Annotated in this window: 19 protein-coding genes, 1 tRNA gene and 1 riboswitch; of the genes, 3 read left to right on the forward strand and 17 right to left on the reverse strand. The window is 56.6% G+C overall.

Going from position 1 to position 19,913, the window contains the following annotated elements; all coding sequences use genetic code 11:
• From lipA to QVP03_RS03565, 3 genes are all read right to left on the reverse strand, one after another.
• The coding region (gene lipA / locus QVP03_RS03555; protein ID WP_288210622.1) for a lipoyl synthase at positions 1 to 868 on the reverse strand (868 nt) is incomplete at its 3' end.
• 468 nt (positions 869 to 1,336) lie between these two features.
• Positions 1,337 to 2,254 carry a helix-turn-helix domain-containing protein gene (locus tag QVP03_RS03560; protein ID WP_022332231.1) on the reverse strand — a complete coding sequence of 306 codons (918 nt, stop codon included), beginning with the start codon at positions 2,252 to 2,254 and terminating at the stop codon, positions 1,337 to 1,339.
• Positions 2,255 to 2,403: 149 nt separating this feature from the next.
• The gene (locus QVP03_RS03565) at positions 2,404 to 3,396 is read right to left on the reverse strand and encodes a hypothetical protein (protein ID WP_022332232.1); all 993 of its coding nucleotides are present in this window, start codon (positions 3,394 to 3,396) and stop codon (positions 2,404 to 2,406) included.
• A 69-nt stretch (positions 3,397 to 3,465) separates the two neighbouring features.
• Here QVP03_RS03565 and QVP03_RS03570 point away from each other — a divergent pair, with 69 nt between their 5' ends.
• The gene (locus QVP03_RS03570) at positions 3,466 to 4,065 is read left to right on the forward strand and encodes a ribonuclease HII (protein WP_022332233.1); all 600 of its coding nucleotides are present in this window, start codon (positions 3,466 to 3,468) and stop codon (positions 4,063 to 4,065) included.
• Positions 4,066 to 4,276: 211 nt separating this feature from the next.
• Here QVP03_RS03570 and QVP03_RS03575 read toward each other — a convergent pair whose 3' ends face one another.
• The 7 genes from QVP03_RS03575 to dprA form a co-directional block, all read right to left on the reverse strand.
• The gene (locus QVP03_RS03575; protein WP_022332234.1) at positions 4,277 to 4,747 is read right to left on the reverse strand and encodes an ExbD/TolR family protein; all 471 of its coding nucleotides are present in this window, start codon (positions 4,745 to 4,747) and stop codon (positions 4,277 to 4,279) included.
• 3 nt (positions 4,748 to 4,750) lie between these two features.
• Positions 4,751 to 5,356: an ExbD/TolR family protein gene (locus QVP03_RS03580; protein WP_022332235.1), complete on the reverse strand. Its 606-nt coding sequence runs from the start codon at positions 5,354 to 5,356 to the stop codon at positions 4,751 to 4,753.
• 9 nt (positions 5,357 to 5,365) lie between these two features.
• Entirely contained in the window at positions 5,366 to 5,785 is a 420-nt protein-coding gene (locus tag QVP03_RS03585; RefSeq protein ID WP_018695606.1) for a hypothetical protein, read from the reverse strand.
• Positions 5,786 to 5,817: 32 nt separating this feature from the next.
• Positions 5,818 to 6,555, reverse strand: a complete 738-nt coding sequence (locus QVP03_RS03590) for a MotA/TolQ/ExbB proton channel family protein (protein WP_022332236.1) — start codon at positions 6,553 to 6,555, stop codon at positions 5,818 to 5,820.
• A gap of 364 nt (positions 6,556 to 6,919) precedes the next feature.
• The gene (locus QVP03_RS03595; RefSeq protein WP_022332237.1) at positions 6,920 to 7,948 is read right to left on the reverse strand and encodes an asparaginase; all 1,029 of its coding nucleotides are present in this window, start codon (positions 7,946 to 7,948) and stop codon (positions 6,920 to 6,922) included.
• A gap of 17 nt (positions 7,949 to 7,965) precedes the next feature.
• Positions 7,966 to 8,775, reverse strand: coding sequence for a TatD family hydrolase (locus QVP03_RS03600; protein WP_022332238.1), 810 nt, complete (start codon positions 8,773 to 8,775; stop codon positions 7,966 to 7,968).
• Positions 8,772 to 9,875: a DNA-processing protein DprA gene (dprA, locus tag QVP03_RS03605; protein ID WP_022332239.1), complete on the reverse strand. Its 1,104-nt coding sequence runs from the start codon at positions 9,873 to 9,875 to the stop codon at positions 8,772 to 8,774. Before dprA ends, QVP03_RS03600 begins: the two co-directional genes overlap by 4 nt.
• 217 nt (positions 9,876 to 10,092) lie before the next feature.
• Between dprA and QVP03_RS03610 the strand changes: the two genes are divergently transcribed.
• Positions 10,093 to 10,163 (forward strand) — tRNA-Cys (locus tag QVP03_RS03610).
• A gap of 179 nt (positions 10,164 to 10,342) precedes the next feature.
• Here QVP03_RS03610 and QVP03_RS03615 read toward each other — a convergent pair.
• The gene (locus QVP03_RS03615) at positions 10,343 to 10,957 is read right to left on the reverse strand and encodes a hypothetical protein (RefSeq protein ID WP_022332240.1); all 615 of its coding nucleotides are present in this window, start codon (positions 10,955 to 10,957) and stop codon (positions 10,343 to 10,345) included.
• Positions 10,958 to 11,411: 454 nt separating this feature from the next.
• On the opposite strand from QVP03_RS03615, the gene QVP03_RS03620 reads away from it, so the two are divergent.
• Positions 11,412 to 12,389 carry a hypothetical protein gene (locus QVP03_RS03620; protein WP_022332241.1) on the forward strand — a complete coding sequence of 326 codons (978 nt, stop codon included), beginning with the start codon at positions 11,412 to 11,414 and terminating at the stop codon, positions 12,387 to 12,389.
• A gap of 189 nt (positions 12,390 to 12,578) precedes the next feature.
• Here QVP03_RS03620 and QVP03_RS03625 read toward each other — a convergent pair whose 3' ends face one another.
• The 6 genes from QVP03_RS03625 to QVP03_RS03650 all read right to left on the reverse strand — a co-directional run bounded on the left by QVP03_RS03625 (position 12,579) and on the right by QVP03_RS03650 (position 19,913).
• Positions 12,579 to 13,313 (reverse strand): DUF6064 family protein, encoded by a 735-nt coding sequence (locus tag QVP03_RS03625; RefSeq protein WP_018695637.1) that lies wholly within the window; start codon positions 13,311 to 13,313, stop codon positions 12,579 to 12,581.
• 6 nt (positions 13,314 to 13,319) lie between these two features.
• Positions 13,320 to 13,823, reverse strand: coding sequence for a threonine/serine exporter family protein (locus tag QVP03_RS03630; protein WP_022332242.1), 504 nt, complete (start codon positions 13,821 to 13,823; stop codon positions 13,320 to 13,322).
• On the reverse strand, positions 13,820 to 14,587 hold the full coding sequence (locus QVP03_RS03635) for a threonine/serine exporter family protein (RefSeq protein WP_022332243.1): 768 nt from the start codon (positions 14,585 to 14,587) through the stop codon (positions 13,820 to 13,822). Before QVP03_RS03635 ends, QVP03_RS03630 begins: the two co-directional genes overlap by 4 nt.
• Before the next feature lie 136 nt (positions 14,588 to 14,723).
• Positions 14,724 to 15,194: an anaerobic ribonucleoside-triphosphate reductase activating protein gene (locus tag QVP03_RS03640; RefSeq protein ID WP_022332244.1), complete on the reverse strand. Its 471-nt coding sequence runs from the start codon at positions 15,192 to 15,194 to the stop codon at positions 14,724 to 14,726.
• Positions 15,195 to 15,201: 7 nt separating this feature from the next.
• Complete coding sequence (gene nrdD / locus QVP03_RS03645; protein WP_022332245.1) at positions 15,202 to 17,295, reverse strand: anaerobic ribonucleoside-triphosphate reductase; 2,094 nt, start codon at positions 17,293 to 17,295, stop codon at positions 15,202 to 15,204.
• Between the two features lie 139 nt (positions 17,296 to 17,434).
• A riboswitch (cobalamin riboswitch) is annotated at positions 17,435 to 17,632 on the reverse strand.
• Between the two features lie 166 nt (positions 17,633 to 17,798).
• Complete coding sequence (locus tag QVP03_RS03650; RefSeq protein WP_022332246.1) at positions 17,799 to 19,913, reverse strand: Tex family protein; 2,115 nt, start codon at positions 19,911 to 19,913, stop codon at positions 17,799 to 17,801.

The following is a 19,913-nucleotide window of genomic DNA, read 5'->3' on the forward strand; positions in this document are numbered from 1 at the left end:
CGCTCTTCAGGGCCTCTTCCGCCATGTACGACGAGCGGACTAAGGGTGCGCTCGCGCAGTAGCTGAAGCCCATTTCCAGCGCTTTCAGTCTGTACCATTCGAATTTTTCAGGAGTGATATACGCCGCAACGGGGTAGTGCTCCAGAGTGGGACGAAGGTACTGACCGAGTGTTACGATCCCCACGCCTGCGTCGCGCAGGTCGTGCAGGGTTTGTAATACTTCATCATCGCTCTCGCCAAGTCCGACCATCAGTCCGCTTTTCGTTGCGACACCCTGTGCGCTCAGGTAGCGCAGGGTTTCCAGGCTCGTACGGTACTTTGCCTTGGAACGCACCACCGGGGTCAGCCGCTCGACGGTTTCGATGTTGTGCCCGATTATATCGGGCTTCGACGCGACGACCACGTCCAGCGGGGCGGGCTGTGCGTCGAGATCGGGAATAAGGAGCTCAATTACGGCGTCGGGATTCTGTGTGCGGATGGCGCGGACGGTTTGGGCCCAGTGTGCGGCACCGCCGTCCGGCAGGTCGTCACGCGTCACAGAAGTAACGACGACATACCTCAGTTTCATCAGTGCGACGCTTTCGGCGACCCGTCGGGGTTCCTCGGCGTCGGGGGCAAGGGGGTGTCCTGTTTTCGTTGCACAGAAGCGGCAGCCTCGGGTGCAGATGTCTCCCAGGATCATGAAGGTTGCGGTTCTGCGGCTCCAGCATTCGGCCTTGTTCGGACACATGCCGCTGCTGCAAATCGTATGCAACGCATGTTTGTCGACTATTTGCTGTACCTCGGCATATTCCGGGGTGCGGTGGAGCCGGATCTTCAACCATCCTGGTTTTTTCAGTACATCTACCTTGTCATAAAACTTCGGCATTTAAGTTCATTATTTTCCAATTGATGCAAAAATACGAAAAAATAATTGATAATTCCTATGAATGCCCTATTTTCTTTCGGCACCCCGCCTCTGGTATGCCTCTTCGCGGGTTTGCCTTCTCCGGGCTGTTTTCGGGCTGTTTCCGGGGGAGCGCCTGCGGCGGCCTGCGTGGCATCCAATTAAAAAAATAAAAAATGCGGCCCTGAAAACCGCAATTATTCAATATCGAATGCTGTCGGGTGGCTTTTCCGGACAGAGAAAGGGGTTTGCTGCCTGGCAGTAGCAAACCCCTCTGGTTAGGTTAGTTAGGTTAATGAGAGTGGGAGAATCCCACGTTTTGTTATACAAAGATAAATGGAAAATCACAATCTTCCAAATCTTTTGTAACATTTTTTTAACCTAACCGAAAAAAATCTGTTAAATTATAATTAAAATTTTTAAAATACTAACGGTTTTGTAAGTTGCGAACTATAACGCCTCGTGGATTTCCTCGGTTTCCTTAGCGGCGGGCTGCGCCTCGGGAGCGAGCGAAGTGATGTGGCGGTTCCGGTAAGCGGCCGGCGTCATCTGGTACTCCTTTTTGAAAAGTTTAATAAAGTGCGACGTGTTGGGGAATGTACAGGCATTGCCGATTTCCGAAATTGACTTCGAAGTCGAGATCAGCAGCAGGCGCGAATGCATCAGGCGCTGGCGGATGTACCATTTGTGCGGCGGCATCATGAAATGGCGCCGGAATTCCTTTTTGAACGAGGTGAGCGAACGGTTCGTCAACTTCGAGAGTTCTTCGATCGAAATATCCTTGAAGATGTGGTCGTAGACGATCTGTTCGAAATTCTCCTTGGCTGCATCGACGTTGCTGAGCAGTTTGCTCTTCAGGCAGCAGTCTTCGTGCGAGGCGATGAGGTAGATCAATTCGGTCATCTTGATGTTCTCGGCCGTCTCGTCGCGGTGGAAATCCTCGTCGCGCAGGTAGTTGTTGGTATTGACGAAAAAGTTGCGGATCGAATTCCAGGCGGGCATCGAGACATGCGAACGGTTGCGGCAGTTTTCGCACGAATGTTCGTTCGAAATGTTCAGCCCGTAGGTGATGTTCAGGTGTAGCAGTATCCGCTGGAGGTCTGCCGGCGTATAATAAAAGAGCACTTGTTCGAAGGGCTGCCCGTTTTCCGGGAAGTTCTCGATATAGTGGTGCCCGATGCCGAGGTAGAATACGTCTCCGCGCGTGAGGGTCTGGCGCTTATCCCCGTCGTAAATATATTTCGTGCCACGGAGGATGTAGCCGATTGCGTAGCGCGAAAGCGCCTGAGACTGGATTCCGTTGTGAAGGGCCTCAACGTACTTCACAATCATCGGCTGCTGGGCCGACGAATTTAATGAATTCTTCATACCAAATCGTATTTTAAGTTTTTTTGAACAACGAGTTGCGTCACCGATTGCTCATTTCAAAAATACAATTTAATATTTATTTTATAAAATAATGAATAGTCTAAAAAGGCATAATAAGGCAAATAAGCCTAAAGATGCCATAATAATGACTAAATATAATATTGTAAAAATATTCCGGCGAAGGCTGCCGCCAGAAAAATCAGGTATACGGGCAATGCCATTCCCCTGTGGATGCGGACGAAAAATACCGGGATCAGTATGGCCGACGGGACAGCGAGCAGGGCGAATGCTTCGGGTGTTGCGGCGGGGCTGCATAGCAATGTCAGGGCCAATACCAGTATACCTATGTTATAAAAGAGGATAAAGCGGGGTTTGGTGCCGGCGGCATAGATGTCGGCCAGGAAAAAGAAAAGCGCCGTCAGGTCTAGCAGTACGATCCCGCCTGCCATGACGAGTGCGGGGAGGGGAATATCCAGGAAGAGTTGCAGCGGCATACCTTCGATGGCCGACTGCCCCACTGTGACCAGTGGAGCCGTAAATTCCGCCCCGCTGCCCCAGCTGACATAGCAGGCCGTGAAGATCGGCAGCAGCAGTCCGGCCGTTGCTACCACGACCTCCCGGAAGGTACGCCGGAAAAGCAGTACGGCCAACGGCAGGAGCAGCAACAGCGGCAGTGCGGGGGCATAAACGAGCGGCATCAGCCCCAGGTAGAGCGAGGCACGGAAGATGGCGTCGAACCCGTACCCGTTGCAGAAGGCGCGGCAGTAATTTTTCGTTGCCAGCGCGAGCAGCATCGACGCTGCGAACCCTGCGAGATAATTCCCGCCTGTTGCGATCCCGCAGGCGACGATGGCATAGAGGGGAATCGGGAGGCAGGTGCCCACCGTATAGAGGTTGTAGCGGATCGTGATCCGTCCCGCACACATTCCGGTGAAGAGCAGCATGAACCCGGCGGCAAACTTCGACCATACCGGATATGCCGCCTGAAACCGGGCGAGTTGGCCGCCCAGAAGCGGGAGCGCATCGCGCACCGCTCCACTGGTATCGGACACGGGGATTCCAGCACACATGGCCGCAACGGCGAGTGCGAAGAGGGTCATGAAGGCCGGTACGAGCGGCTGCCGGGCGATGTCGATTTTCATGTCGGAAGGCTTTTTTCCTCGGGCAAAATTAGCGAAAAAAGCCGGAATAATGCGTAACTTTGTGGTACGATGTTAGAAAACCAGTACCAATACGAGTTTCGGGAGGCCGGTTGCGACGAGGCCGGCCGGGGGTGTTTGGCCGGGCCGGTATTCGCCGCTGCGGTGATCCTTCCGCCCGATTTTCACGACCCGTTGCTCAACGATTCGAAGCAGATGACCGAGCGGAACCGGGACAGGCTCCGCCTGATCATCGAGCGTGAAGCCGTGGCCTGGGCCGTCGAGGCCGTTTCCGCAGTCCGGATCGACGAGATCAACATCCTGAATGCTTCGTTCGAGGGGATGTCGCTGGCGGTCGCCCGCCTCGATCCGCCGCCCGAATTCCTTGCGATCGACGGCAACCGCTTCCGGACACGCCTTGAATTACCCTACCGTTGCGTGGTCAAGGGCGACGGCAAATATGCTGACATCGCCGCAGCTTCGGTGCTGGCCAAAACCCATCGGGACGAGTACATGTTGCGCCTCGCGGAGGAATACCCGCAGTATGGCTGGAAAAAGAACAAGGGGTACCCGACCCGCGAGCATCGGCTCGCAATCCGTGAATACGGACTTACGCCCCACCACCGCCTGTCGTTCAGCCACGGGATCGGTCAGTTGGAGTTGCAATTCTGAGCGGGGATTGTCTTTCCGCGTGTTGCCGGGAAATCCCGTGGTGATCGGATACGATCATCTCCCGCGCTTAAATCCCCGGCCCGAATTTACCCTGCCGTCTTGCAGTGGCGGGCATCCGTTTGAAGATGCTGGAGGCCGTATAACTATCGGTATGGCACATAAAAAAAGGGCTGAAGTCCGACTTCAGCCCTTTTTCGATATGACTCGGGATTTAGTATCCCAGCGACTTGGAAGCGGCGTAGGAGACTTTCAGTGCATTGGCACGACGAAGTTCCTGCTTCACGTCGGTTACGATACCCATCTTGGTTGTCTGGTCGGCCTTGAGGCAGATCGTCATCGAGGCACGGTCGGCCTCGCTGAGCTTATCGCGCTCTGCGGCTACGAAATCCAAAATATCCTTGGTCGTTTTGTATGAGTCGTTCAGCTGGATACGGGGTGCAGTACCGAATTTGGCCTGCATCACCAGCGAAGGCTGTCCGATGTGGATGTAGCTTACGAGCGATTTCTTCTCGAGCTTTTGCACTTCGGTTGCCTCGGGGAGTTTGTACCTCACGAGCAGTTCCTGGTCGCGCATGGTGGTCGACACCATGAAGAAGAAGAGGATCATGAAGATCACGTCAGGAAGCGATGCTGTCGAGATAGGGGGCAAACCTTTATTGCCCTTCTTTTTCATTACTGCCATAACTTACTTCTTTATATTACGCGGTTCGGCCTCCGAAATCTTCAGAGGTACTGCTTTGGATACTGCATTGCGCTGATCCTCGGAAAGCTCCGAGAATTTTGCTCCGAATTTCTTCATGGCGACTTCGTCACGTACCTCGTTGAAAGCGCGTGTGAGTTCGTTCTGCACCATGATGTAGGACTGATAGCCCGTATCACGGGTGGTCTGTAACGAAACAACGCCCTGGCTTTCGGGATATACCCACTTGCTGCCGTCGGCCAACTCGATTTCCTTTTCGGTTTTCTCCGGGAGGTTCTCGTCGTCCATCGGGTTGAGGATGAATTCCTTCGTCTTGTCCTTGAGTTGTCTCAGGTCGATGATCTCCTGTTTGCCCGAGGGCCCGGCCATGATGTTGCCGCTGCCCGAGATGAGCACCAGGAAGAGGTTGCGCTCCTTGACCTTGATGTCCTCCTGCTTTTGGTTTTCGGGGGGCATCGGCGGAAGCATACGCACCAGACCGGTGTCGACATTCATCGTTGTGGCCACAAGGAAGAAAATCAGCAGCAGGAAGGCGATGTCGGCCATTGAGCCGGCGTTGATCTCCTGTATTTGTCTTTTATTTCCTGCCATTGTTCGTTGTTATTTGAAAGCGCCGTAAATTTCGGTTGCGATAGCCGTCACGAACGCAGCGACCAGGGCAACGTACGTTACCAGGATGCTGGTGTCGGTCAGGACGGTTTCACCTTGGGAGAAAAACCCGCCGTTGGCGAGGTCGGGGATCTGGATGTCATGTCCCGAAGCCACGAAGTAAGCCACGCCCACGATCACGATGATCAGCGCGAGCGAAATAATCGTGCCCTTGATTCCCGCTGGGTTCTGGATCATGCCGAAGACCGCGCAGAAGATAGCTGTGAACACCGCAAGAGCCAGCAGGAAATAGCACCAGATGAGGTTCAGGCTGATAGCCGCCTCGGAGCCACCCGTAGCAATTGCGTATATTCCCAGTACCGCCATCACGGCCAGCAGAATACCCAATATGATATTTAAAATCTTTTTCATAATTGCCTTTAACTCTTTTTAAATCGTTGGGATTATTTCTTGCTGTAAGCCGTCAGGATATCCATCAGCGTGATGGACGAATCCTCCATATCGTTTACCAGCGAGTCGATCTTCGAAACGATATAGTTGTAGAACAGCTGAAGAATAACCGCAGCGATAAGACCCATGAGGGTCGTCAGAAGGGCGACCTTGATACCGCCTGCAACGAGGGTCGGGCTGATATCGCCGGCAGCCTGGATGGCGTCGAACGCCGCGATCATGCCGACAACGGTACCCATGAAGCCCAACATAGGCGAAAGGGCGATGAACAGGCCGATCCACGTCAGGCCCGACTCCATCTGGCCGGTCTGAACCGAACCGTAGGAAACGACAGCCTTCTCGACCGAATCCAGACCCTGATCGTAACGGTCGAGACCCTGGTAGTAGATCGAAGCGATCGGGCCGCGCGTGTTGCGGCAAACTTCCTTGGCAGCTTCGATGCCGCCGTTCTTCAGGGCTTCTTCAACCTTGGTGATGAGTTTCTTCGAGTTGATCGTCGACAGCGAGAGATAGAGAATACGCTCGATGGCAACGGCCAGACCGATAATCAGGAAGATAAGGATCGGGAGCATCCATGCCCAACCACCCTCGAGGAACTTCTGCATCATCACGTGGTGCAGGCTATCGCCGGCGAGTTGGGTTTCGGCAGCTGCAGCAGCCTCCTGCGCGAAAGCGTTAACAGTACCCAATGCGAACAGGGCCACTGACAGAATCAAAAAAAGTTTTTTCATAGTTGTGATTAGATAAAATTAAATTTGTTTAGTTGTTTTTTATTTGTGTTTTTAGGTATTTCACAATACGTTCTTCCGCTTTCCATCGTATTTCGTCAATTCTCCCGGGTTAAAAAAATCCTAAAAAAATATTTTTTTTATCCTTTCCGGATACTCACGGCGTCTTTTTACCCCGATCCATGGCTTCCCCCTGCCGGCTTTGCAAGTACAGGCAAATTCCGGAAATTTCACTCCGAATTGGCTCAAACGTTTGTTTACCAGCGAGTTATGCCTCTATTCCCCTTCGTGTTGCCCCTCTTTGGCGACCCGATAAGGTACGTTAGCAGTGCGAAATATAGAAAAAAAAATCGTTCCGTGCAACGTCTTAGGCTGTAAATTCGCCTCGCAGAGGGCGCCGCAGCAATGCGCGGGTCTGCGCGTCGGAAAGGCCCAGCCCGAGCACGTACATCAGCTTCGTGACGGCCGCCTCGGTGGTCATGTCGTGGCCGCACAGGATGCCGATTTTCTGCAATCTCAGCCCGGTTTCGTAAAGTTCCATCGAAACCTTGCCCCCGCCGCACTGCGTGATGTTGAGGATGATGACCCCGCGGTCGATCGCCTCTTTCAGTACGCGGATGAACCATTCGTTGGTCGGGGCGTTGCCCGCGCCGAATGTCTCCAGCACCACGGCCCGCAGCCCCGGTGCCGAGAGCATCGCCCGCAGGATATTTTCGCCCAGCCCCGGGAAAAGCTTGATGACTTCGATTCCGTCGGCCAGGCGGGTTGCGATGCGCAGTTCCGGCGAGATTTCCGTCGGGTGGAGGATCGCCGCGAGGTTATAGGCGATGTTGACCCCCACCTCGGCAAGGGGCGGGTAGTTGTAGGAACGGAAGGCGCTCAGCGCCTCGGCGCTGCGTTTGGTGGTACGGTTGGCGCGGAACAGCCGGTTCTGGAAATAGAGCGACACTTCGGGAACTTCGGGGCGTCCGCCGATGTGCGCCCCCGCGATCTCGATGGCCGTGATGAGGTTTTCGCGGCCGTCCGTGCGCAGCACGCCGATCGGGATCTGGCTGCCGGTGAAAACCACGGGCTTGGCCAGGTTTTCGAGCATGAAACTCAATGCCGATGCGGTGTAGGACATGGTGTCCGTGCCGTGCAGTACGACGAACCCGTCGTAGCGGGTGTAGTTGTCGCGGATCAGCTCGGCCAGCGCCGCCCAGTTTGCCGGGGTGACGTTCGACGAGTCGATCACGGGATCCATCGTCAGCACGTCGATGTCCACGTTGAGCCGCTTGAGCGAAGGGAATTCATCGTAGATGCCGCTGAAGTCGAAAGGCACCAGGGCGCCGGTTTCGGCATCGTTCTTCATGCCGATGGTACCGCCCGTATAGATGATCAGGATCGAAGATTTCATCGTATGGTCTTATGGTGTTATATTCCGAAAATACGTTTGGCGTTCGCCGTCGTTGCGGCCGCCACTTCGCCGGGGGGCAGCCCTTTCAGTTCCGCGACTTTCTCGCACACGAACCGTACGTAGGCCGACTCGTTGCGCTCGCCGCGGTGGGGTGCGGGTGTCAGGTACGGGCAGTCGGTTTCGAGTACGATGTCGTCCAGTTCCATTTCGCGCACCGTATCGGCCAGCTTGCTCTTCCTGAAAGTCACCACGCCGCCGATTCCGAAGGCGAAATCGCCGCAGGCTTTCAGTTTCCGGTAGGTGCCGGTATCCTCCGAAAAGGCGTGGAACACGCCCCGCAGCCGTAGCCCCGTCTCCGCCGCGGCCTTCGCCTCTTCCCCGACGATCCGGCACATGTCGTCCCATGCCGCACGGGTGTGGATCGCCACCGGAAGCCCGAGCCGTGCGGCCAGGCGGCATTGCGAAACGAAAGCCTCGACCTGTTCGGCGACGAACTCGCCGCTCCAGTAGTAGTCTAGCCCGATCTCGCCCACGGCGCAGAAACGTGCGATGCCCTCGGGCGGGGCTGTGAGGTAACGTTCGGCGAGCGCCAGCTCCTCGCGCCAATGCGGGTTGTCGTTCACCGAGGTGGGGTGCAGTCCCATCATCGGGACGCATTGCCCCGGGTGGCGGCGGCAGAGGTCGAACAGCGCCCCGTGGCTTTCGGAGTCTATGCCCGGGAGCAGCAGGTGTTCCACGCCCGCCGCCGCGGCGCGGGCCAGTGCCTCTTCGCGGTCGGCGTTGAACGCCGTATCGTACAGGTGTGAATGTGTATCCGTCAGTTTCATCGTGTTTTCATATATCGGTTGCCGGGCAGTTGCCGTACGGCTCCCGCCAGTTCCAGCCCTACGAGCAGGGCAGCCAGTTCACCCGGATCCAGTCCGCTCAGTTCCGCGAGGGTTTCCACCGCCAGCGGGTCGTCCGTGCGGAAACAGCCCAGCAACCCAGCTTCGTCGGGCGTAAGCTCCGGCGTGGACGGTTTTTCCCGGAATGCTGCCGGTTCCGGGCCGAGATCCCACATCAGTTCGCGGACAATATCGTCGGCGGTCATTACGAGTTGCGCCTTGCGGTTGCGGATCAGGTGGTTCGTCCCCGATGACATGCCGTCCGTGGCGCGTCCCGGTACGGCCATTACCGAACGGTCGTAGCCGTCGGCGCAATGCGCCGTGGCGAGCGACCCGCCGCTGTCGGGCGACTCTACGACCACGCAGCCGGCACCCAACCCTGCGATGATCCGGTTGCGGGCCAGGTATGCCGTGCCGTTCTGCCGCGTCTGCGAGTGGAGCTCCGTGACCAGTGCCCCGCCGTGGTCGAGGATGTCGCGCGCCACGGCCGTGTGTTGTGCCGGCATGACGCCGGGGAGCGGGTTCGCCAGTACCGCGACGGTTCGTACCCCTGCGGCCAGGGCTGCCCGGTGTGCCGCGACGTCGATGCCGAAGGCCAGCCCGCTCACGATGCAGAGCTCCGGAACCTGTGCCGCGAGCCCCTCCACCAGCCTGTTGCACATCGTCTGCCCGTAGGGTGTTGCCCGGCGGGTGCCGACCATCGCGACGCAGCGTGCCGAGAGGGCGGCGGCGTTGCCTTTCAGGTATAGTACATGGGGATAATCGGGTATTTCCCGCAGCAATACCGGGAATTCGGGGTCGGTCGAAGCGATCGCGGCGATCGAATTGCGGCGGCAGTAGCCGAGTTCCTTTTCTGCGGCGGCGAAGCCTTTGCGGTGGACGATATTCCGGATAATGTCTTCCCGCAAAACGGCTTTCATAGCCAGCTCCTCCGGTGCCGCCGCGAAAATGCCCCGTGCGTCGCCGAATATTCCGAGCAGGTGCACGGCGCCTTTCACGCCGATGCCCGGGGTCATCTGCAAGGCGATATCCTCGATGGTCATAACCGCAAAATGTCGTTTATTATCTTGTAAAGGTAAATATTTTTGGGAAATAGCGCAAAGTTGGGTCGAAGTTTTGCAGATTTTAGAAATGTTTGTATATTTGCACTCCCGATGCGCTTGAAAATAAACCGGATGTTTCCGGCGCGGCATGCAATCCGGAAGCAACGGACTTGTAGTTACGGAATGAAAGCCGAACAGGAACCTGTCGGGGAACAATGGTCTGATGGCCGAGTGGCTAGGCAAAGGTCTGCAAAACCTTGTACAGCGGTTCGAATCCGCTTCAGACCTCACCAAAACACCGTTGCAAGCAATTGCAACGGTGTTTTTATTTTAAGTTGTCATACATTTGTTATGCAAATTCGATCAATTATATAGCGATACCTGTTGATTGCTTTTCATATTCGACTATTATAAAGCGTTCAAGATTAAAGCCATATTATCTGTTGCCTGTGCGAATAAGCGAGAGTTTATATGTTAATCAATCTATTGTCTGTATGTCCTACCCGTATTTTAAATCGTCTTAATTTATTTGGATAATTGCTTTTGGCGTAATAATTTACAGGAATATTAAAAAGGTTGACACATTTTTTTACTGTTTCAACAATGTCCTCCCTTCGCATTTTGGAAGCGTCTATTTCATTAATGAGGTGGTAAAAACAAGGCCAAAATAGCGCAGATTTATCAAATCTCAAATTAATCGGTACTCCCAATAAGGAATATGCATTGTTTTTTGACACTAATCTCGCCGCTAAATCTCTATTTGCGGCCTTACAAGCGGATAAAAATATTCGTCTATTTTTCAAAACGTCTTTTGAAATAGACTCGAATTCACTATTAGTGATTTCATCTCCATTAATCTCAAGGCTGGTTTCGTTGGCATGACATGAAATGTGTAAATACCTGAACTTACTCTTCTTAAATTCTTGTAACAATTCGGCTAAATGTATTTTATTGTTGGCCCATTTGTAAATTACGTCAATGTTGGACAGTTCTAATATTTGACTTAATATTTCTCCATCCGCACAATCATCTGCACGTAAAAATTCAATAATAAATACACCGTATTTGGAATTATCATTCATAAAGTATTGTTTTTCTTCCTGTAAAGATAATAATATATGACTAATATAAGAGTATGGTCTAAAAATAAATTCCTACCTTTGCCCCTGCGAACAATATGTTATAAAATTCTTTTACGTGGTAGCCAGCAAAGCAACCATATTAAAGGTATGCGCAGAGCCGTTGGGGTTTAGCGACCCGCGAACGGCACTTTGCTGAGCTTGTAAAAGAGTGATGTATTGTTCGCAGCTGCGCATATTTTTATCTTTATGCGAACAATGCATCATGTCCGTACTCCGGTACAGGCACGCCGCAAGGCCAGCCGCAGGCGGTTCCCGCCATGCAACCTCTCGATTTGTTTCCATTTCCACCCGCCGGATTAGCAAGTAACTGCTAACTAAACCGTTATTCTCTTTGTTGTGCCCAGCGCACGATAAGGACAGCCCTCACTATGTCTAAATTCTAACAATCAACCAAATGGAAACGAATCAAAACCCCGTGCAGAAACAGCCTGCGCAACCCCAAACCCCCGAAAACACCCAAGCCGAACAACAGCCCGTACCCTCTCCGGAACAGCCGACCGGGCAACTCGCTCCAAAGCCAGAACCGCAACCCGAACAACCAACGGAAAAACTCTACAATCCCGCCGAAGCCGCCCGGATCGTCCAAAGCCTGACGGAAGATTATTTCAACCCCGAATATATTCTGCTTTTCGGGAAATTGGTCGGCGGCACACGCCATAGCGACGCCATGACCTATGACTTGCTGATGGTCGTACGGGAAACGCCTGAATACGACTGGATTCAGGCGAAACGCATCCTGCGTTACAAAGTGCCGTACAGCAGGCGCGAAATCACCTATATCAACCTTTACATTATGCCTTTGAGCTATGTCGAGTCGAATAAAACACCATTCCTCTACTTTGCACACTCCGAGGGCGAACTGCTCTATTGCAGCGACCACTGCCATTTCCGCCGCCCGAAACACCCGATCAACTTTGCCGCAGCCTATGCGGACGCCAAATTTCATTTCGATACGTTCCGGATGCTGGGCAACGAATTGATCGAACAGGCGCAGGACGCCTTCAGCGAAAGCCGCAATATGCGTCTGGCGGCTTTGTTCATGGCGCAGGCTGCGGTCTACTTTTATCACACTCTCTATTATGTTTATCACGGGCTGGAGTTCGATATTCACGATCCGGTCGTGATGCACGAACGGATGCGGACGCTCTCGACGCAGCTGATGCTGGTTTTTGACGATAACCATATCGAAAATATCTTCACGCTGCCGCGCCTGAAGAGTTTTCTGGTAAAGGCACGCTACGACATTGGTTTCGATGTTGCGCCGCAGGAATTGGAAATGCACCTGCAACGCGTCGAAAAAATGGGCCATATCATCGAAAACTACTGCGGCTTGCGGCTGGAGCTTTATAAAGAGTTGAGCGAACGACAATAAGCGTCCAATCATCCGAACGAACAGGGGTTTGCGGGATCACTGACAATCCCGCAAGCCCCTGTTTCGTTTACGAAAACACAACCTTGCCGATAGGCACACGGCAATTCATGCGTTCTGTTATCGGGCACATGCAGCTACCGTTTGGAAAGTTTGATTGGAACAGTTCGTGCGGCGGATTTCCTTCAACTATCAGACATCCGTAAAGAGGTTGAGCTGGTGGAGCATCGTGAAGGCGAAGGAGGCGCCGATGATGATGCACAATACCACCAGCAGTGCGTTCAGTACCCGGGGCGAAGGCTTTGTCGGCCGGCCCTCGTTACTGCGGATATATTCGCGGAAGAAGATGTAGAGTGCCGGCACGATGCTGCATGCCAGGAGGTAGTCCTCGGGGATGCCGAAGAAGTAGACCTTCGAGAGCCCGATCAGCGCCCAGTGGCAGAGGAACATGGCCAGCACGATGTTGATCCGCTCCGAAAAGGCCAGCATCAGCCCGATGGTGAACACGGCGACCGAACACGGCATCACGGGCGTGGTGACCATCGGGAACGTACGTCCCAGCGCCAGCGAAAAGAGCGGGTAGACGAGCGGCATGGCGAACAGCAGCAGCGCGAAGCCTGTATGGTTGTGCGTGCGTTGGAGCGAAGCGTGTTTCACAACCAGGTCGTATACCCAGATGCACCCCATGATCGCCCAGAAGAGCGCCAGCATGTCGTTGTGCTCGCGTTGTTCGCCGTATAAGAGGTAATAGACACCAGCGATCCAGAAATTGAGCAGCGCCATAAAGGTCTTCATGGCGATACGTACCCCGGGCGTCGGGCGCAGGTAGAGCAGCAGCGTCAGTGTGGCCGCAACCAGCGTCAGTAGGATCTGTACGGGCCATGTCGCGGCGTTATAGGAGGCGATGGTGTTCCAGAAGATTTCCATGGATCGTTATTTGTCGGTATGCTTGCGGCGCCGCGTGAGCGAGAATGCCTGGTGGTTGAATACGAAGATGGGCAGCGTAGCCCCCGCTGCCAGCAGTGCGATCACGCTCAGCGATACGGTGGCGTTGAGGAAGAACTGCTGCATGAATTGCAACCCCTCCCCCGGGTCGTTGAGCGATTGCAGGAACATGATGAGCGAAAAGACGGTCTTGTAGGCATAGATGCCGGGAACCATCGGCAGCAGGGCGGGGATGTAGAGGGCCGTCATCGGGCAGCGGATACCGCGCCCCAGCCACAGGCTGCCGAACCCGATGCTGATCGAGGCGAACAGCGAGGCCGTGGCGATGTCGACCGAAAAGTAGTGCATCAAGCAGAACCGCAGGGCGTGCCCCATGGCCGCCAGCAGGGCGATACGGGGAAAAGCCCGCATCGGCGGGTCGGAAACGGCGCCGAAACCGATGGCCGCGATGGCCGCAAAGAGCCCGTCGAGAAGGATGTCCGCAGCGATCATAGCAAACCGTCCTTAACCATTAACAATGTCGCCGACAGGCCGATGGCGATGCAGATGATAAGCAGCAGGGCGTTGATCAGGCGGCTGCACCCGATCAGGATGTGCCCCTCGACGATGTCGATCACGCCGTTGATGAGCGGTACCCCCGGTACGAGGAACAGGACGCTCGTCGCGAGCGCCGTTTCCGCCGAACAGTCGAACCTCAGGGCTGCCGAGGCGCACAGCGACGCCATGAAAGCCGAAATGATGAAGATCAGGAAGTGGTTCACGCCGTGTGCCTGCATACGCTGTTTGGCGGCGAAACCCACGAGCGTCGAGGTGAAGACGATGCCCATGGCGATCCAGTCGCCCCCGAACAGCCGGCAGAACGAGGCGTTGGCCAGCCCCACGGTCAGCAGGACGAAGATTGGATCTATGCGCGGTTTTGCAGTCAGTTCGTCGTAGCGACGCCGGATTTCGGAGAGCGGAAACCCTTCGTCCAGCGCATCCCAGCTCAGGGCGCTCAGGTCGGAGTTGCGCTCGAAGCTGATCGGCAGCGCCGGGATCTTCACTACGCGGGTGATGGCCTCGCCGCTCTCTTCGTCGTGGGCGGTGATGATCGTGCTTTTCTGGAAACTCGACAACTGGAGGTCGACCCCCTGCGAGGCTCCGATACGCTGCGAGTTGCGGATCACGCGCGAGGTGTGCACGCCCGATCCGAGCAGGTAAGTCGCATATTCCGCAATGAAGTCGAGGACTTCCGTCAGCTCTTGTCTGGTCTTCATAACGAGGGCAAAAATAGTCCATTTCGGGCAAACCGCCATTGTTGGGGCCGAAAAAATTACACCGTGATGCCCGTAGGGTTTCTGCGCCCGGTTTCCCGGGGGGGCGGACAACTCCTCCGGGGCGCCCGGAAAAAACCTACGGCCTGCGCCGGAACAGCTCCGTGATGTCTTGCATGGCGCCTTCCTTTCCGACCCTGTAAAGGCGCTGGTTGGTCGTCGGCGACGTCAGCGGCCCCAGCTCCTCGACCCAGCCTCCCAGCTTGATGTAGTCGAACGACTGCGGCCGCAGCCCCTCCGGCAGCCAGGCTCGTCCCGAATACCAGCCTGTGTGCAGCACCGGGAATTTCTGCCGCACGACGTCGGCCAGCGCGGCGATCTCGTGTGGTGCGGCGTCCCCGCCCATGAAACAGACGCAGGTCACCGAGCGCCCGTAGCGGGCGAGTATCCCGCACAGCTCCGCCTCGTCGAGCACCCGCCCCATGTCGGCCTGCAAGTGCAGGCTGTGGCACCCGCGGCAGCGGTTGGGGCAGTTGGTGATGTTGATCGCCAGCGTCGTTTCGCAGGGTATTTCCGCGAATACGATGTCGAAATTGTGGTATCTGACCATCGTCCGTTTACTCCGCTTTGGCGTAATAGCGGTGTGCGGCCTCCTTCTGGCGCGCGGCCGAGAAGTTCGACACCCGTTTCATGTAGCCGATCACGCGGGTCAGGTAGTCCAGGTTGTCGCCGTGGCACTCGGGGCACTCCTTCAGGTAGCGCTTGTCGATGTGCCCGCACTCGTTGCATACCGTGTTGGGGATGTTGAACGTGAAATAGTTGCATCCCTCGGCGGCCGCTACGCGCAGCAGGTGGCGGTACTGCTCCTTCGAAAGGTGATCTTCGAGGTTCATGTGTAGTGCCGAACCGCCCGTGAGGTGGGCGATGTAACGGCGGCCGTGGAGTCGGAACTTGTCGATCACGTTCAGCGATTCGTCCTCGACGACATAGAAATAGGAGTTGTAACAGTCGCGCGGTACGACGTAACCGTCCTCGCGATCCCATTTGGCGTGTTTCACGCCCACGTTCTCGGCCGGGATCATCTCGCAGTTGAACATGAGCTCCTTCGAACGGTACTTCTTGTTGTAGCGTTCGATCAGCCCCAGTACGCCCTGTACGAAACCGACGTAGTCGTCGTTGTCGTTGATCGGGATGCCCAGGAACTCGGCCGCCTCGACCAGCCCGTTGACGCCGATCGTGAGGTACTGGCGCGCGAGGTTGATATAGCCCGCGTCGAACAGGGGCAGCATCCCCTTGGCCTGCAAATCCTTGAGGTTCTCGTTGTAGGCCGTCTGCACTTTGTGCACCAGATCGACGATCTCTTCGAGGTAGGTCAGGTAGTGCATGCCGTTCTTCACGGCATACTGGATGCAGCGGTTGAGGTTGATCGTCAGCACGCTCTTCGAACCGGTCGATACGCCGCCGGCGCCGAGCGTGTAGCTGAACCCGTTGTCCTGTATCTCGTTGCGCAGGCGGCAGCACGACGACAGCGAGTCGGCGTTGTCGCTGATATAGGTGAAGAACGAGTGCCCCTCGGAGTACATCTGCGCCGTGATGTCGCCCCACTCCTTGTCCATCACGTCACCGTCCCTGGTCAGCAGGGCCATCGTCTCGACCGGGAAGGTCAGCACGGTCTTCGTGCGCTCGCGGTTGAACCACGTCATGAAACGCTTTTGCAGCCACGACAGCGATTCCCAGTGCGGCTTCGTCCCGTCGGGGAATACGAATTCGCCGAACAAGCTTTCGAAATAGTAGCGGTCGTAATAGGCCACGTTCCAGAACACGGCCTGGAAGTTACGCGCCCCCGTGGGCTGGTTGATCGAGTAGACGATCTGTTCGAAACAGTCCGTAATCATCTTGTCGATCGTCCTGTGCTTTTTCGAGAGGTCGACCACCTCGTCCGCCCGCTTGTAGTAATCTTCTCCGTACTCCTGTTCGATGAAATAGTTCATATACATCAGGAATTCCGGCGTGGCGCAGGCGCCCGAGAGCATCGACGACACGATGAAGACCATGTTGACGAAGCCGCCGCAGAACGACTTGAGGTTGGTCGGGCGCGTCGAGTTGCCGCCCACCGAGAGCGTGCCGTTCAGCAGCCACGGGTACATCGTGATCGAAGCGCAGTAGTTGGCCATCGACGTTTCGTCGTTCTTGTAGATGAAGTGGTCTTTCAGCAGGCGGAGGTATTTGTCCGAGAGTTCCTTGCCGTACATCTCCTTGATGCGGTCGGTCAGCAGCCGGCGGTTGAGCCGGATGAAGTTCTGTTTGGGCAGTTCGCCGATCAGCGTGGCGATGTTCTTGTTCTCGACGTTGGCGTTGGCATCGTATTTCGAACCCGTCGCGGGGTTCGAGGCATCGCAGTAGTTGATCAGGAATTCGAGTTTTTCGCGGTCTTCGCGATCCTCTGTGTGCTTCTGGCGGTAGAGCATGTAGCTCTTGGCCACGGCGAAATAGCGTTCGGCCATGAGCGCCACTTCGACCTGGTTCTGTATCTCCTCGACATTCATGCCGTCGGAGATATGTACGCGGCTGAGTACCGACGTGAGGTCGTCGTCGGTGGCGTATCCGCCTACCGAAAGGAATGCCTTGCTGATCGCGCGTTTGATCTTCTCGAGCGAAAAGGGGGCGCGCTTGCCGTCGCGCTTGACGATGTAAATTTCCGAAATGCCCATAATGTATCTGTATTTGTTTGTAAGTCTTGCCGTACGGAGGCGGCATCCCCGCCTGCGCAGTACGCAGGACAGCCATGTCCTTACCCCTGAATTGTCCGGTGTAAAATCTGTTCCGGGCACCGCCCTAAATCCCGAAGGCGGATGTCGCAGCTCGCAAGGCAGGTCTTCTGGCTCGCCCCATCCGCACGCCTTCCCGTCCCGGGGGACAGTGGCTCAAGAGAGTGCGGAACGCAATCAAGGCTTACAGCTACGGGAATAGCCCCTGATTCTCACAGGAGTTCCCTTTTGATCCCGTGCCGGCAGCCGCCGGCGGGGAACCTTGCTCCGGAACAAATGTAGACATACTTTCCCGGATCGCAAATATGCGTGCGGGCAATTAATGAACAAATTGTAAACAAAAAATGCAGGGACATTCCGGCCCTGCATTTCCTTTTCCGGGACGCCCGTCCGCAACCCGGTGAGCGTCAAACCTCCTGCCTGTCCGCGCCCGTTCGCTCCCCGCTTTATTTGCGCATCGAGAGCGAAATCCGCCCGCGGGCGGTGTCGATCCCGGTGACCCGCACCTCGACCTGCTGTCCCAGGTGCACGACCTCCGCCGGCGAGGCGACGTAGCGGTCGGCCATCTGCGAAATGTGCACCAGCCCGTCCTGCTTGATCCCGATGTCGACGAAAGCCCCGAAGGCCGTGATGTTGGTGACGATGCCCGGCAGCGTCATCCCTTCGCGCAGGTCGCCGATCGTACGTACGTTCGGGTCGAACGAGAAGGCCTGCAGCTGTTCGCGCGGGTCGAGGCCGCACTTGTCCAGCGCTTCGACGATGTCCGTCACGGTCGGAATCCCGACCTGTCCGTCCACGTATCTCTCGGGTTTGATGCCCCTGCGCAGCTCCTTGTCGGCGAGCAGCCTGTCGACCGTCACGCCCGCGTCGGCGGCCATCCGCTCGGCTATGTGGTACGATTCGGGATGCACGGCGCTGTTGTCCAGCGGATTCTGCCCGCCGACGATGCGCAGGAAACCCGCGGCCAGTTCGTAGGCCTTGGCGCCCAGCCTCGGCACCCTGAGCAATTCTTTGCGGCTCTTGAAATCGCCGTTCGCGGCGCGGTACGCCACGATGTTCTCCGCCAGCGCCGGCCCCAGTCCGGAAATATAGGTGAGGATGTGCTTCGAGGCGGTGTTGATGTTCACCCCGACCCTGTTCACGCAGCTTTCGACCACCGTATTGAGCCTGGCCTTGAGTTTTCCCTGGTCGACGCTGTGCTGGTATTGCCCGACGCCGATCGACTTGGGGTCGATCTTCACCAGCTCCGAGAGCGGGTCGATCAGCCTCCGGCCGATGCTCACCGAGCCGCGCACCGTCACGTCGTAATCGGGGAACTCCTCGCGCGCCGCGGCCGACGCCGAGTAGACCGATGCGCCGTCCTCGCTGACCATGAATATCTCCACGGCTCCGTCCAGTCCCAGGCCGCGCACCAGCTGCTCGGTTTCGCGCCCCGCCGTACCGTCGCCGATTGCGAAGGCTTCGGCCCTGTATTTCCCCGCCAGCGCCCACAGCGTTTCCGCCGCTTCGGCATAGCGGCCCTGCGGCGGGTGCGGGTAGATGGTCGTATTGTGCACGAGGTTGCCCTGTGAGTCCAGGACGACGACTTTGCAGCCCGTGCGGAATCCGGGGTCGATGGCAATCACGCGCTTCTGCCCCAGCGGCGCCGAAAGGAGCAGCTGCCGCAGGTTTTCGGCGAATACCCCGATTGCCTCGTCGTCGGCCTTCTCTTTGGCGGCCGCGAGCAGCTCGGTCTCTATCGACGGTCGGATGAGCCGCTTGAGCGAGTCGGCCACGGCGGCCTCCATATATGTGCGCGTTGCCGATCCGGGACGTATGAACCGGCGGCAGAGCGCTTCGGTGATGCGCTCCGTGTCGGCATCGATCGAGATGCGCAGGATCCCCTCGTCTTCGCCGCGACGCATGGCCAGGAACCGGTGCGACGAGATGCTGCGCAGCGGCGACGCGGCGTCGAAGTAGTCCGAATACTTCGCTCCCTCGGCCTCCTTGCCCTTCACGAGCTTCGAGTGCACCGCCCCTTCGCGTCCCATCGTGCGCCGCACGGTGTTGCGGGCCTGTTCGTCCTCGGATATCCTCTCGGCGATGATGTCGCAGGCTCCTGCAATGGCCTCTTCGGGGGTCGCTACCTCGGCCGTGACGAAGCGTTGCGCCTGACGCAGAAGGTCGTGTGCCCGTTGTGCCATGACGATGTCGGCCAGCGGTTCCAGCCCCCGTTCGCGGGCCGCCGTGGCGCGTGTGCGGCGCTTGGGTTTGTAGGGCAGGTAGATGTCCTCCAGCTCCACTGCGTCCCAGCACTCTTCGATCCGTTTGCGGAGCTCCCCGGTCAGTTTGCCCTGCCCCTCGATGGTTGCCAGGACGGTCTGCCTGCGGGCTTCCAGCTCGGTGAGCCTGTCCAGTTGTTCCTTGATCGCCCCGATCTGCAATTCGTCGAGCGAGCCGGTCGCTTCCTTGCGGTAGCGGCTGATGAAGGGGATCGTGGCGCCTTCGCGCAGCAGGCGTACCGTGCCCTGCACCTGCGGGAGGCTGATCCCGAGTCTTTGTGCTATGATTCGTTCCGTCAT

This window comes from Alistipes sp. CAG:29, from assembly GCF_000435435.1.
In the GTDB taxonomy this organism is placed as follows: Bacteria; Bacteroidota; Bacteroidia; order Bacteroidales; family Rikenellaceae; genus Alistipes; species Alistipes onderdonkii.